11 protein-coding genes are annotated in these 14,510 nt (G+C 65.8%); 3 read left to right on the top strand and 8 right to left on the bottom strand.

Translation table 11 applies throughout. The features are described 5' to 3' along the window. The first annotated feature begins 19 nt into the window (after positions 1 to 19). Together NSO95_RS14650 and NSO95_RS15370 are read left to right on the top strand one after the other, a co-directional pair. Positions 20 to 952 (top strand): fimbrial biogenesis chaperone, encoded by a 933-nt coding sequence (locus tag NSO95_RS14650; protein WP_257597078.1) that lies wholly within the window; start codon positions 20 to 22, stop codon positions 950 to 952. After that, the gene (locus tag NSO95_RS15370) at positions 949 to 4,806 is read left to right on the top strand and encodes an SdrD B-like domain-containing protein (RefSeq protein ID WP_257597077.1); all 3,858 of its coding nucleotides are present in this window, start codon (positions 949 to 951) and stop codon (positions 4,804 to 4,806) included. The genes NSO95_RS14650 and NSO95_RS15370 overlap by 4 nt, the downstream gene beginning before the upstream one ends. A gap of 1 nt (position 4,807) precedes the next feature. Here NSO95_RS15370 and NSO95_RS14640 read toward each other — a convergent pair whose 3' ends face one another. Next, complete coding sequence (locus NSO95_RS14640) at positions 4,808 to 5,278, bottom strand: Lrp/AsnC family transcriptional regulator (RefSeq protein WP_257597076.1); 471 nt, start codon at positions 5,276 to 5,278, stop codon at positions 4,808 to 4,810. An 89-nt stretch (positions 5,279 to 5,367) separates the two neighbouring features. On the opposite strand from NSO95_RS14640, the gene NSO95_RS14635 reads away from it, so the two are divergent. After that, complete coding sequence (locus NSO95_RS14635; protein ID WP_257597075.1) at positions 5,368 to 6,402, top strand: PLP-dependent cysteine synthase family protein; 1,035 nt, start codon at positions 5,368 to 5,370, stop codon at positions 6,400 to 6,402. 53 nt (positions 6,403 to 6,455) lie between these two features. On the opposite strand, the gene NSO95_RS14630 is transcribed toward NSO95_RS14635, so the two are convergent. The 7 genes from NSO95_RS14630 to NSO95_RS14600 form a co-directional block, all read right to left on the bottom strand. Then, on the bottom strand, positions 6,456 to 6,971 hold the full coding sequence (locus tag NSO95_RS14630) for a c-type cytochrome (protein WP_257597074.1): 516 nt from the start codon (positions 6,969 to 6,971) through the stop codon (positions 6,456 to 6,458). Positions 6,972 to 7,060: 89 nt separating this feature from the next. Further along, positions 7,061 to 7,711: a molybdenum cofactor guanylyltransferase gene (gene mobA / locus NSO95_RS14625; RefSeq protein ID WP_257597073.1), complete on the bottom strand. Its 651-nt coding sequence runs from the start codon at positions 7,709 to 7,711 to the stop codon at positions 7,061 to 7,063. 1 nt (position 7,712) lies between these two features. Then, complete coding sequence (locus tag NSO95_RS14620) at positions 7,713 to 8,669, bottom strand: dimethyl sulfoxide reductase anchor subunit family protein (RefSeq protein WP_257597072.1); 957 nt, start codon at positions 8,667 to 8,669, stop codon at positions 7,713 to 7,715. Positions 8,670 to 8,679: 10 nt separating this feature from the next. Beyond that, positions 8,680 to 9,441, bottom strand: a complete 762-nt coding sequence (locus tag NSO95_RS14615) for a 4Fe-4S dicluster domain-containing protein (RefSeq protein ID WP_301332676.1) — start codon at positions 9,439 to 9,441, stop codon at positions 8,680 to 8,682. Further along, positions 9,438 to 12,413, bottom strand: a complete 2,976-nt coding sequence (locus tag NSO95_RS14610) for a molybdopterin oxidoreductase family protein (protein WP_257597071.1) — start codon at positions 12,411 to 12,413, stop codon at positions 9,438 to 9,440. Before NSO95_RS14610 ends, NSO95_RS14615 begins: the two co-directional genes overlap by 4 nt. A gap of 136 nt (positions 12,414 to 12,549) precedes the next feature. Beyond that, a complete protein-coding gene (locus tag NSO95_RS14605; protein ID WP_257597070.1) occupies positions 12,550 to 13,305 on the bottom strand; it encodes an acyl-CoA dehydrogenase family protein in 756 nt (251 codons plus the stop codon). Further along, positions 13,305 to 14,456: an acyl-CoA dehydrogenase family protein gene (locus NSO95_RS14600; RefSeq protein ID WP_257597069.1), complete on the bottom strand. Its 1,152-nt coding sequence runs from the start codon at positions 14,454 to 14,456 to the stop codon at positions 13,305 to 13,307. Before NSO95_RS14600 ends, NSO95_RS14605 begins: the two co-directional genes overlap by 1 nt. Positions 14,457 to 14,510 lie beyond the last annotated feature (54 nt).

The raw sequence follows: 14,510 nt of genomic DNA, 5'->3' as shown, positions 1-14,510 counted from the left end.
TCGCATCACGGGGTTTTACATGGAACGGCCTTACCCTTCCCGGCGATACCGCACCGCGGCCATTGCCCTTTTCGCTACCTTCGCCGGTCTTTCGACCACCGCTCTGTCGCAAGACGCCAGCGCACCCCAAGTCGCGCCCGCGCCCGAAGGTGCGGTCGGCGGGATGGGCGACATCAATCTCTATCCCAAGCGTGTGGTCATCAACGGCCGGCGCGAGATTGCGACCATCGGCCTCTACAACAAGACCAGCAACGAAGGCGATTACGAGATCGAGTTGCAGGACATGATGATGACGCCCGACGGGCGGCTGATCAATTTCAACGACGGGCTGAGCGAAGAGGACAAGGCGAAGGTTCTCAAGGCCAGCGACATCCTGCGCTATTCGCCGCGACGCGTCACGTTGCGCGCCAACGAATCCCAGACCATCCGCATGATGGCGCGGGCCACCAACGAACTGCCCGATGGCGAGTATCGCTCGCACTTCCTTGCCTTGTCGGTTCCGCGCGAAGGCAGCGGGGGCCTGTCGATCGACAATGCGGTCGGCGGGGCCGAAGGCAACGCCATCGGCATCACCATCCGGCCGCGCTTCGGCATTTCCATTCCGGTGATCGTCCGCATCGGCGAGACGACGCTCGACGTTTCGCTCTCCGATCCGCAGGTGCTGACCCTGCCCGACGGGTCGCGCGCTATCGGCATCACGATCAACCGGTCGGGCACGCGCTCCGCGTTCGGCGATTTCGTGGTGACGGCCAAGGGCGCGCCCCAGCCGGTCTCGATTTCGCGCGGCATCGGTGTCTACCCCGAGATCGGCCAGCGAAAAGTGCTGCTGCCGATCGAACCGGAAACCGAAGCGCGCTTCCTCGCGCCGGGTGCCGAACTGACCATCACCTACACCGATGACGATTACGAACCCGGGGCGCAGCTCGCAGAGAATACATTCGTCATCAGGTGAACAGGAACAAGGCCCGGAATGTAGGAACGGTCGCCCTTGGCACCGTCCTGCTTGGCTTGGGCTGCACCCAGCGCAACGAGGCCGACCGGAGTACGGAGCTCGCCTTCCCCGAGGCGGAAAAATCCGATCCCGGTGCGAGCCCGCGCAAGCAAGGCTATCCCGAGCCCGAGTTTGGCCCGCTCGGGCGCAAGGCCATCGCGGGCTCCGATGCCACGACACCCGCGCTCGGGCAGTTCCGCAGCCCGGTCGATCCGCTGCCAGCCGTCGAGGATCGCAAGTCCACGCTGCTCGCATCAGCAAGCGAAGGGACAATCGCAACGGTCGGCGAACCCCGGGTCTCCAGGCCGCCCGCCGCCATCTCGTCCGCAGCGAAGCCTGCCAACGACGGAATCCCCGCAGACCGCATCGATCCGGCTCACACTGCGGAGCCGCAGCTGTCCCCGGGTCTGGGCAAGCTTGCCGGGATACTCGAAGTCGCGCGGGGCGGCTCCGATGCGGAACCGGAGGACATTCCTGCGCCGCTGGTGGCCGCTACCGAACCGGTCGATTGGCCCGAGATCGATTTCACGCCCGACCCGGCGCCGGAGGAGCTAGCGGCGGCTGCAACGATGGCCGAAAGCGTAGTCCCCACCGCGCTATCGCAAGCGAGTCCGATCGAACCGGCGGTAAAGGCGAACCCTGCCCTGCCACCGGAGCGGGCGGAAAGCGCCGAGGATCCGCCGGCGACCGCCGCTCCACCATCGCTTGCCGAACCGGCCAAGCCTGCGCCGGTCGTAATAGCCGTGGCGGAACCCACCCCGGCCGCAACTCGACCGGCGACTTCGCCCGCATCGGGGGTCGATGCACGGACCGACCCGCCGCTCGACCGCGCGGATACGCAGCTTGCGCTCGGAGGCGACTATTCCGAGGTCGTCAGGCGGCGAAGTATCGCAGCCCGCGGGAGTACCGCGCCGACCGATGACAGCGCAGCGGATGCGGCCTCCGGACCTGCTGCGAAGGTTCCTGATCTGGCATCGGTGGTTCCACCCCGCCGATCGCCCATTCCGATGGCCACGGTCGCACCACCGCAACCGCAGGCAGCCCCTGCTGCGGCAAACGACGATGCCGCGCCCTCGCCTGCCGCGACGCCCACTGCGGCGATGATCCCCGCAGCACGGACGACCCCGACGCTGGGGCTGGGCAATGCCGCGCCCCCGGCCACCCCCGCAGCCGCAGGCTTCGTCGCCAACCCCCAATCGGCCTTTACAGCTTCGGCCCAGCCGCCCGAGCTGAGCTATCAGGACGAGCTGATCCTCGAGGTCAAGGTCAAGGGGATCGACGCGACCGATACGGTGATTGCCTATGGTTCGCGCACCGGCGTGTACCTGCCGCTGGGCACGCTGGCGCGCATTCTCGACATCGCAATCGCGGTCGGCGACAACGGGAACTACGCCAGCGGCTGGGTGCTGAGCGAACAGCGGACGCTCACCATCGATCTGCACAAGCGGCTGCTCTCACTCGAGGGCAAGGAGAGCGCCCTTCCAGCCGATGCCGCCGTCGCCTTCGATGGTGAGCTCTACGTCCGCGCCGACCAGTTCGAGCGGTTGTTGCCGCTGCGCATCGAAACCGACCTGCGCTCGCAAGCGATCCTGATCGAAACGCTGGAGCCGTTCCCGTTCGAAGAGCGCATGCGCAGGGAGGCGGAGCGCCGCCGACTCGCCAATCGCGCCAACCCGGCAGGCAAGGTCGACTGGCCCCGGCAGGAAACTCCCTATCTGCTCGCCTCGGTTCCGGTCGTCGGCGTCGAGCTGCGGGCAACGTCGGACAGCACTGTCGGCCCGAGGCTCGAGGGGAATGCGCAACTCGCCGGCGATCTCGGCTTCCTGACCGCGCAGGCCTATCTCGGGGGAGACAGCAGGAAAGGCCTGACGACCTCGCTGATCGAAGTCGGACGTACGGACCCCGATGCACAGCTGTTCGGTCCGCTACAGGCGACCGATTTTGCGGTCGGCGATGTCTCGACGCTGTCGATGCCGATCGGGCTGCGCAGCGTGACCGGGCGCGGCGCGACCATCACCAACATGCCGCCGGAAAGCTTCTCGGTGTTCGAGAAGATCGACCTGCGCGGCATCCTGCAGGACGGTTACGAGGTCGAACTCTATCGCAACGACATCCTCGTCGGCTCGACCCGCGATGCGGTCAATGGTCAGTACGAATTCCTCCAGGTCCCGGTCGATTTCGGACTCAACGTCTTCCGTCTGGTCTTCTTCGGACCGCAAGGGCAGCGCAACGAGGAAGTGCGGCGGATCACGGTCGGCGATGGTCGGCTGCCGGCGGGCAAGCTGGTCTATCGTCTGGGGGCGGTGCAGAAGGATGAGAACGTCCTCGGCGTGCGCGATCCGGACTACAACCCGCCGCCCGACTTTGGCGATTGGCGGGCAACCGCCGAACTCGCTTACGGGATAAGTCCCGGCCTCACCGCGCTGGCCAGCGGCGCGTGGTTCGAAACCCCGCTCGAAACCCGCTGGCTCGCCGCCGCCGGAATTCGGACAGGCATCGGGCGCTTCGCGATCAAGGCCGATGCCGCGATGCAGGACGGCGGTGCCTTCGCATTCAGCGGGGGTGTGGCGGGACGGTTCGGCAATTCGGCGGTGACGCTGGCCCACACCGAATATTCGGGCGATTTCATCGACGAGACGCGTACTATCGGCGGCGAGATATTGCGCCGGTCGACCGAGCTGGACTTCAACACCTCGCTCGATCTGGGCAGCCCGGCCGGCGGGCTATCGATCCCGCTGACCGCGCGGGTGCGGCGGATCGAGAACGCCAGCGGCAGGACCCAGACCAACGCCGCGCTCCGCGCATCGACCCGCACCTCCGGCCTGCTGCTGTCGAACACCTTCGAATACAGCCACAGCTCTTCGACCGGGGCAGCGCGCCTGTCGCAACTGTTCGGCAATTTCGATCTTGCGACCGCCGGCCGGTCGAAGACCCGCGGTCGCCTGTCGCTCGGTTACCAGCTGCTGCCCAACCCCGACCTCGTCACCGCCGGGCTGGAGGTCGACCACGCGATCGACCAGGATACCGCCATACGGGGTTCGCTCAGCTACGCCTTCCGCACCAAGTCGCCACTGGTCGGCCTGTCGGCAATCCGCGATTTCGATCGCTTCACCGTCGCGCTCGACGGCAATTACGGCCTTCGCGACAACGCATACTCTGTCGGACTGCGGCTGGGCTTCAGCTTCGGGCGCGATCCGCTGCGCGGCAACCTGTTCATGGCACGGCCCGGGCTCGCGGGTTCCGGCGGCGCATCGGTGCGCGCGTTCCGCGATATGGATGGCGACGGCGCGTTCGGGCCCGGCGACAGCGTGCTGCCCGAGGTCGATTTCGCTGCGTTCAACCAGACCGCGACCACCGGCGAGGACGGTATCGCCCGGCTCGACCGGCTGGGCGAAGGTCGCCCGGTCGCGGTGCAGGTCGACACCTCGACCCTGCCCGATATCGATCTCGCCCCGGTAACCCAGGGGATCGAGATCGTCCCCCGCCCCGGTCGCATCCATGCTGCCGATTTCCCGATCGTGGCGCTGAGCGAGGTCGATGGCACGGTCACTTTCCGGCAGGACGGGAAGCCGCGCGGTGTGTCGGGTGTCCGGCTGCAACTGCGCAATGCGCAAGGCAAGATCGTCGCCTACGCGCGGACCGAGATCGAGGGCTATTATTTCTTCGAGCGGGTGCTGCCGGGCAGCTACACGGTCGAGCTCGACCCGGAACAGTCACAGCGGCTCAACCTGTGCGCCGACCAGCCCATTGCCCTGAAGGTCGGTTACGAGGCCGATCTGATCCAGCGCGATATCGATATCGCGGTCTGCCAATAGGCTAGATCGGGAGTGCGGTCTCGAACTTGAGCTTCTCCATCGCGAAGCTGGCCGACACATCGGACATTTTCACCGCATCGATCAGCTTCTTGTAGACGCGGTCGTAATCGGCGACATCGCGCACCAGCAGCTTGAGCAGATAGTCGGTCTCGCCCGCCAGGCGATAGATCTCGACCACTTCGGGCAGCGCAGTCGATGCTTCGGCAAATTTGGCGAGCCAGGCTTCGCTGTGATCGTTGGTTTTCACACCGACAAACACCGTCATGCCGAGGCCCACCTTGTCGGGATCGACCAGCGCGACCCGCCGGGCGATGATCCCGGCCGACTCGAGCCGCTTGACCCGCCGCCACACGGCGTTGGTCGACATGCTCAGCATATCCGCCAAAGCCTCCAGCGACCGGGTCGCATCGCGTTGCAACACCCGCAGGATCCGGCGGTCCGCTTCATCGATATTTTCGCCATTCTGCCTCATTAGTGAGAAAATATCACCTTATTTGGCGGTTTGCCATAGAAAATGGCGATGATTTCCTATGCAATTGCGATCATCATCGCCGGATGCTCATGTCCCCGCCCCTCCGTCCTTCGCCGCCGCCAGCGCCGAGCTGCGCTTTCGCTCGGATCGAGGCGGCAGTCGGCAACACGCCGCTTGCACATATCAGCCTCACATGGCTCGGGCTGCCGGTCGAAATCTTCGCCAAGGCCGAGATGTACAACCTCTCCGGCAGCATCAAGGACCGCATGGCGCTCGGCATCCTGCGCAGCGCCTATGCCAGCGGCGCGCTCCGCCCGGGCCAGCCGATCGCCGAGGCGACCAGCGGCAATGCCGGGATCGCGCTCGCGGCCATCGGCGGGGCGCTGGGCCATCCGGTGGTGATCTATATGCCCGACTGGATGAGCATGGAACGCCGCCAGCTGATCGCCAGCTACGGCGCGGAAGTGCGGCTGGTCTCGCGCGAGCAGGGCGGTTTCCTAGGGTCGATCGCCGCCGCCGAGCGGCTCGGGGCGGAGACAGGCCATTTCCTCCCGCGCCAGTTTTGCAACGAGGACAATTGCCGGGCGCACGCGGATGGCACGCTTCCCGAGTTGTGGGCGCAGATGGAGCGGCTCGGCGCACGGCCCGATGCCTTCGTGGCCGGGGTCGGGACCGGCGGCACGGTGATGGGCGCCGCGCACTTCCTGCGCGCGATGGACCCGCGCATCCCGGTGCATCCGGTCGAACCGGCATCCTCCCCCACCCTGTCGACCGGCCACAAGGTCGGGCACCACCGGATGCAGGGCATTTCGGACGAATTCATTCCCGAGATCGTCAGGCTGGAGGAATTGTCGGAGATCATCGCGGTCGACGATGGCGATGCGATCCTGATGGCCCAGCGGCTCGGGCGCGAGCTCGGCCTGGGGGTCGGGATATCGAGCGGCGGGAATGTGCTTGCTGCAGTCAAGGCCGCCGCCCTGCTGGGCAACGGAGCAAGGGTCGCAACCGTGCTGGCGGACAGCCACATGAAGTATCTCTCGACCGATCTGATGCGCGATGAGCCGGTCAAGCCGGGGTATCTCACCCCGGATATCGCGTTCGAACAACTGGCGATCCGGCACTGATTCGCAGCGATCGACGGATCTTCGAAAGGTGCCCCGCAAGGATCGGATTATATCTATCCGCCCGATTCGATATAGGCGATGACATCCGCCCGGTCCTGCGCGTCGGGCAATCCCACGAACATCATCTTGTTGCCCGGAGCGATCTGACGCGGATTCTCGAGGAAACGGGACAGTTGCTCTTTCGACCAGTTGATGCCGCTGTTCTGCAAGGCAGTCGAATAGGCATATCCGCCAAGCGTGCCGGCAGGACGGCCAACAACTCCGGCAAGCGATGGTCCGATGCCGTGCGTGCCCGGTTCGAGCACATGGCATGCACGGCACCGCGCGAAGACCGAAGCCCCTCGGGTGGCATCGGGTTTCAGAGCGGCGAGCGCCGCCCCGTCGGATGGGCCGCCGGCGTTTTCGGCCGTTGTGCCATCGGGCGTCGATCGCATCCCCGTGTCGTCGTTGCTTGACGCAAGGGCGGCATCCGGGTTCACCGGTGGCGTGAGCCTGTCCTCAGCACCGTCGCCGCAGCTTGCGACCATGGACATGATCGCAATCAGACCGAGGACTCTTTCCAAATTCATAGCTTACCCTCCCGGCTTGCAACGCGGTGCTGAAGCGCAAGGAAAGCCCTCGCCAAGAGCAGCACCCGCCCCCATCGCAGAATCTCCGGTTAACCCGGCGTCCCGGCCAAGTCGATGCCCCGTTCAAGCCATCTTTCGGCGGCAGCCAGATCCGCCGCAGTGTTGATGTTGAAAAAGGCGCTGCGCGCTGCCGTGCCGGACCATTCGACGGCGACACCGCCGAGCCGTTCCACCAAACCGCGCAGCGACCTTCCGCCCGAACCGGCATATCCGGGCAAGGCCTCCGCCAAGCGCTCGACCCGCCACAGCGAGCAGACCGGGTAACGGTCGCCGCCCACGCTGGCAATGGCGCAACCGGCAGCGGGCTCGCGGTCGAGCGCTGCGGCGAGTTGCGGCATCAGGTCTTCGGGCAGAAAGGGCATATCGACCGGCAGGATCATGAGGCGGTCGGCTGCGGTGCCCAGGGCTTCGTCGAGTGCAGCGGCGATGCCGCCGAGCGGCCCGGCGATACCCTGCCGATCGACGACCGCGCGCAGACCGGAAACCGCCTGACCCTCTGCCGCCGCAGCCACCACCAGCGGATCGCTGGACCAGCGGCTTGCAATAACGAGCGCATGATCGAGCAATCTCCGGCCTGCCAGTTCACGGATGAACTTCGCTCCGCCTATCCTTTTGCCGGCTCCACCCGCCAGGATTGCAACCAGAGGATCGGGCGGAAGATCGGTCACCGCATCGGACAAGTCAGACCGCCTGTTCGCCGTAATAGAGCGTCACCACATGCTTCGCTTCGGCGAAGAACAGCCAGCGTTCGGTGGCAATCCCGGTCTGGCACGCGAGCCATGCCAACAGCGAGAGGATCGTGGCCATCGCCCCGCCAGCCATCAGCATAGCTCCACCGAGAGTGAGGATCGGGACGACGAAGCCCAGCAGGATCGTGATCCGGCGGAGCTTCTGCGCGTGCTTGCGCGCGATGCGGAAACCCATTTCGCGCAGGAGATAATTGTCGCTGTCGTGCGGGCTGGCGGTCAGTTCGACCTTGCCGAGATGGCCCAGCCCGGTCGCGGTTCCGGCGGTGCTCACCGGGGCAGAGACACGCAGGTGGCGCCAGTAGAGAGCCTTGACCACCACGCCGAGGACCAGGAGCGCCAGGGCAATCGCCTGCATTGTGACCATCACCCCGTCGTAGCCGAACACCGCGAAAAGCAGCGCCAGGATCACCGCCCCGTTCATCGGCCCCAGCACAAGGTATCCCGCAACCGTCCAGCCATTGCGCCAGGCAGGGATGGTGCGCAGCGAGGCATAGATCATCGAGGTGGTGAAAATCGTCAGCAGGCTCATCGCCGCGCCGACGATGCCGAACAGTAGGGCGACATCGCCTTGCCGATCCAGCGACATCCAGCACAGCGCGAACAAGCCGAGCGGCACGAAAGCGAGGATCGCTGCAACCCCTTCGCGCGACAGCCAGCTCGACCGCCATTGCGACAAGGCCCGCCACGCGCGCTCGGGATGCCCAAGGTGGAAGGTGGAGGAAAGCAGACCCGCCACGATGAGTGCGAAGGCCAGCCCGAAGGCGACCAGTCCGAAAGGCAGATCGGTCGGCAGCAGGCCCAGCGTGGCGAGCACAGCCAGCCATACCATCATGCCGTAACCCGCGCCGCTCGCGGTGGTGAAGAAGATGACGGATCGGGCCGGATGCATCGCTTCGGCCTTACGAGAGGATCTTGTCGACCCAGCGGGCGATCAGCCCGGCACCGTCGGTGCTGGCGTCGGCATGGGCAAGCATGCGCGGGGCCTTTCCGTCCTCGCCGCGCTGGCCCTTGTGATGTTCTTTGGGGCGCGGCGGCAGGTATTTGTTGACCGGCTTGGTGCCCTGCTCCGGCATCAGGTCATAACCGCCGCGCGCCGCGACGAGTTTCGACACCTCGCTCTGCGGATCGCCCAGATCGCCGAAGCTGCGCGCGCCTGCGGGGCAGGTCGAAACGCAGGCCGGGACGCGGCTTTCTTCGGGCAGATTGGTGTTGTAGATCTTGTCGACGCACAGGGTGCATTTCTTCATCACCCCCGCATGCTCGTCATACTCGCGCGCGCCGTAAGGGCAGGCCCAAGAACACAGCTTGCAGCCGATGCAGATGTCTTCGTTGACCAGCACGATTCCGTCTTCGGTCCGTTTGTAGCTGGCGCCGGTCGGGCACACCGTCACGCAGGGCGCGTCCTCGCAGTGCAGGCAGGAGCGCGGGAAATGGACCGTCTGGCCCTGCCCCGCATCGTCGGTCGTCTCGAAGGTGTGGATGCGGTTGAACCATACCCCGTCGGGCTTCTTGCCGTAGGGGTCGTAGTCGGTCAGCGGTGCGGACTTGCCCGCGGCATTCCATTCCTTGCAATTGACCGCGCAGGCGTGGCAGCCAACGCAGATATCGAGATCGACCACCAGGCCGAGCTTTTTCGCGGTGGTTTCGGGCAGGCTGGTCATGCGTCATCCTCCGCCCGGTTGCCGCGTCCGTCGCGGATGCCGTCAATCCATGAATGGTTGGCGGCGCGCTGTCCGATGAAGCCGCGCATGGGTGCCTTGCCGCCGCTGTCCGCGCCTTGCAGATCTGTGCCATACTCCATCGGGCCCTGCTGCCCTCCGAACCGCTGCGCAAGCGGTTGGAACATGGGCGAGGTCTCGCCCGCTTCCTCGGCGGTGCATTTCCGCAGCCGTACCCGCAGATCGTACCACGCTGCCTGCCCGGTCACCGGATCGGAGTTGGAGTAGGCCGGGCCGCCCTTCTCGGGCAGCAGCTTCTCGGTGATGATGTGGTTGAGCAGGAAGCCTTTGGTGACCTCAGGGCTCTCCTTGTCCAGGCCCCACGCGCCCTTGCGCTTGCCGATCGCATTCCAGGTCCACACGACATTGGGGTTGACCCCGGTGACCAACTTGACCTGCGCCTTGACCCGGCCGCGCGGGTTCTCGATCCACACCCAGTCGTCGTCCGCAAGCTCGTGCTTGGCGGCGAGATCGCGGTGCACATGCAGCTTGTTGACGCTGGTGATCTGGCGCAGCCAGGCGTTCTGGCTGCCCCAGCTGTGATACATGTGCATCGGGCGCTGCGACAGCGCGTGGACCGGAAACTCCTCGCCGCCCTCGCTCGCCTCTAGGAAGGGCTGGTACCAGATCGGCAGCGGGTCGAAATAGGTCTCGATCCGTTCGCGATGTGCTGCGGGCGGCTGCACCCTGCCGTGTCCGCGCGCGGCATTGCGGAATTTCTGCAATTCCTCGTTATACAGCTGGTGGATGATCGGATCGGCATGGCCGAGCCAGCCCATCTTCACCGCGTGGTCGAGATAGCGCCGATTGCCGTGCTTCATGAACTGCGCGGTGAGCGGCAGCTCCTCGTGCCAGAAGCAGCCATTCTCGATATAACGCGCAAGCTGGTCCGGATTGACCGCGCCCACACCGGACTTCTCGCCCTGCTCGCCGCGCCAGCCGCTCAGCGGGCCGATCCCCGGCGACCGCTCGTGGTTGACGATATAGTCCGCATAGCCGCCCGGGAATTTGGGCGAGCCGTCGGCGTTGGTCATCCCCGGCAGGCCGAGCCGTGCTCCGAGATCGAGCAGCACGGTCTGGAACGGCCGCACATCGCGGTCGAGCGGGATCACCGGCTGGCGGATCGAATCCCCCGCGCCATGCGCCGAGGAAATCGGCCGGTCGAGCATCGAGATGCAGTCCCACCGCTCGAGGTAGGTCGTGTCGGGCAGGATCAGGTCGCAATAGGGCACCGTCTCGCTGTAGAACGCGTCGGAATAGATGATCTTCGGGATCACATACTCGCCGCGCTCGTCCTTCCGGGTGAAATAGCCGAGCGTGTCGGGGATATTCATCGCGCTGTTCCACGCCATGTTGGCCATGAACATGAACAGCACGTCGATGCCATAAGGGTCCTGCGTCGCCGCATTGTGCAGCACCATGTGCATCAGCCCGTGGAGCGCGAGCGGATGCTCCCAGCTGTAGGCCTTGTCGATCCGCAGCGGTTCGCCGTGCTGATCGACCAGCAGGTCTTCGGGCGAGCGCGGGAAGCCGAGCGGCGGGCCACTGAGCGGAACGCCCGCTTCGGCCTTGGGCCAGGCAGGTTTGACGTTGGGCGGCGCGGGCTTGGGAAATGGTGCCTTGTAGCGCCAGCCCCCCGGGCAATCGACCGAGCCGAGCAGCGCCTGCAGGATGTGGATAGCGCGGCACGTGTGGAACCCGTTCGAATGCGCCGAAATCCCCCGCATCGCATGGAAGCTGACTGGGCGGCCGATGAAACTATCGTGATGGCGGCCCCAGGCATCAACCCAGGGCTCGTCGATCACCAGTTCCCTTTCGAACGCGACCTCAGCCAGTTCGGCGGCGATCCGGCGGGTCACCTCGGCCGGAACACCGGTCGTTTCAGCCACCGCATCGGGTGAGAATTCGTCGGCGAGGTAGCGTTCGGCGAGCAGCTGGAACGAGGGCAAGACCTTGCGCCCGCCGACCACGCGCTCCCCGGCGAAGGCGGGCTTGATATGCACGGCATTGGCTCGGATCGCCGCGCCCTGTTCGAGGCACCAGGCGAGCGGCTGGCCATCCCCGGCGCGCAGGAACATCCCGTCGTCCGCCGCGCCGGGCTCGCGGATGACCAGCCAAGGCGCGTTCGAATAGCGCGCGAGACTGGCCCAGTCGATTTTCTCGGCACGCAGCAGTTCGTGGATCAGCGCGAAGACGAACAGCCCGTCGGTTCCCGGGCGAATACCGATCCATTCGTCGGCGATCGCGCTGTACCCGGTGCGCACCGGGTTGACCGAGACGAACTTGGTACCGGGGCGTGTTTTGAGGTTGCCGAGGCCGAGCTTGATCGGGTTGGAATCGTGATCGTCCGCCACCCCGAACATGACGTGATACAGCGTGCGCTCCCAATCGGGCTCGCCGAACTCCCAGAACGCGCCGCCGAGCGTATAAAGCCCGCCGGCCGCCATGTTGACCGAGCAGAAGCCGCCATGTGCGGCAAAATTGTGGGTGCCGAACTGGGTCGCCCACCAGCCGGTGAGCGATTGCGACTGGTCGCGCCCGGTGAAGAAGGCGAGTTTGGCCGGGTCCTTCCGGCGCACCTCGCCCAGCCATTCGGTCGCCAGTTCGAGCGCCTCGTCCCACTCGATCTCCTTGAACTCTCCGGAACCGCGCTCGCCGACGCGCAGCAGCGGTTTGGTCAGCTTGGCGGGAGAATACTGGTGCATGATCCCGGCGCTGCCCTTTGCGCACAGCACGCCCTTGTTGACCGGGTGCTCGGGATTGCCCTCGATGTAGCGGATCTTGCCGTTCTTGAGGTGAACCTTGATACCGCAGCGGCAGGCGCACATGTAGCAGGTGCTGGTCTTGACCTCGTCCGAAACCTCGGGCGACAGGCCGACCTCTTCCCTCACGGTCTCGAACGGATTCAGCCCCATCTCTCCCCAACTGTTAGCGATACGGCACTGATCGCCCGGTTGTAGCGTCCGATCCTAGCCCAACGCAATGCGGTATGTCCACCGTTGGACTTAGTGCGCAACAGGAAGGTAATGTCTGCGATCCAAGCGCCGCCCTTCAGGCTATTTCGTCGAATATCTCCGCCCGCAACCAGTCGACCGATTTGGCATCGCCGGCGAGCAGGGATTTGCCCAGCGACCGGTGATGTCGGCTCTCGGAACCCTGCTCGGCCCGCCAAGCGTGCAGCCTCCTCGTAAAGAGCTGGAGATCGTATTCCGCGCTGATCCCGATGGCCCCATGCACCGAATGGGCGATGTTGGCGATCAGGGGTACCGCCGTTGAGGCAACCGACTTGGCCAATGCCGCGCGCAGACCGTCGGGCGGACCCGACCCGTCCCCGGCGAGTTCGACCGTCAACCGCACCGCGACGCAATGTTCCGCCATCACCGCGAGGTTCTGCTGCACGGCCTGCTGGCGCCCGATCGGCTTGCCGAACTGGACTCGTTCATTGGCATAGGCGGTAGTCATCGCCAGCAAGCGGTCGCCTGCGCCAGCCATCATTGCGCTCAGCATGACCAGCTCGGAATTGGCGGAGTGGGCTTCGCCGTAACCCGCCCGTTCTAACATCGCACGGCCGATCCCGAGCGGCGCGGCATGCCGCCCCAGCGCAGCGAACAGCGCGATGGCGGCCGAAAACGGCAGACCAGCCCCTCCGTTCGCTTCCGGAGCCAGGATGTCGAGAAAGCCCGAGGCTTCGACTTCGGCCAGCTCGTCCTGCCATTCGGCACTGCTGTCGATCTCGCGCACCCGAGATGGAGGGAACAGCTTTGCCAGCATGCGTTCGAAAGGCTCGAGGAGCTCGTTCGTTTCCATCACCGCAGCCCCATCCCGCGAGCGATAATGCCGCGCAGGATCTCGCGCGTGCCCCCGCGCAGCGAGAAGCTTGGCGCCACCAGCGTGATATATTCGAGCGTTCGCCGCAATTCGTCCGACACCGGCTCCTCGGGATGCGAGGCGAGATCGTCCGCGATGGCCAGCGGCAGGTCCTGCTCGAAAGCGGTGCCGAGATCCTTGACCAGCGAGGCCTCGACCACCGGGCTCTCGCCCGCGGCAAGCCGCGCGGTGCAGGCGATCGACATCGCGCGCAAGGCGGCCATTCGCGCGATCATCGAGCCGACCAGCGCGGCGGTCGCATCGTCGCTCCGTCCGACCGCTCGCAGGTGCGCCAGCCAGCCGTCGAGCAGCACCACGCTCGAATAGATGCGCTCCGGCCCGCTGCGTTCGAAGGCGAGCTCGGCGGTGACCTGCTGCCACCCCTGCCCTTCTTCGCCGATCAGCGCGTCGAGCGGCAGTTCGACATCCTCGAAGAAGACTTCGGAGAAATGCGCATCGCCCGCCAGGTCCTCGATCGGCCGGATCGTCACGCCCGGGGTCTTGAGATCGACAATCAGCTGCGACAGCCCCTTGTGCCGGTCCTCGCTGGTGCCGGAAGTGCGCACGAGCGCGATCATGTAGTCCGATGCGAGCGAGTTGGAGGTCCAGATCTTCTGCCCGTTGACCCGCCAGCCGCTTGCGGTCCGCTCTGCGCGGGTGCGCACCGAAGCGAGGTCCGAACCCGACCCGGGTTCGCTCATGCCGATGCAGAACAGCGCCTCGCCCCGGCAGATGCGCGGCAGGTAGAATTCGCGCTGCGCCTCGGTGCCATAATTGAGGATCAGCGGCGCGCTCTGGCGGTCGGCGATCCAGTGCGCGGCGACCGGCGCGCCGGCGGCGAGCAATTCCTCGACCACCACGAAGCGTGCAAAGGGTCCGCGCTCCCCGCCGCCGTATTGCTTCGGTAGGGTCAGGCCGAGCAGGCCCGCTGCGCCCAGCTTGCGCGAGAAATCGGCATCGAAGCCCGACCAGCTGCGCGCACGCCGGTCGAGCGGCATCTCGGCGACCGCTTCCGCCGCCAGCTTACGTGCCAGCTGTCGCAGGTCATCATCCCCGTCAGGGATGCGGGCAAGGGTTAGGTTGTCGAACATGAGCTTCGACCGCGTTCAATCGCCGAAAGCATGGGCGAGGGCAAGGGACCAGCC

The sequence above is a fragment of the Parerythrobacter lacustris genome (assembly GCF_024626475.1).
GTDB classification, from domain to species: Bacteria; Pseudomonadota; Alphaproteobacteria; order Sphingomonadales; family Sphingomonadaceae; genus Parerythrobacter_A; species Parerythrobacter_A lacustris.
Note: the sequence above shows the minus strand (reverse complement) of the source record. Positions and strands in the feature narration are given on the sequence as shown.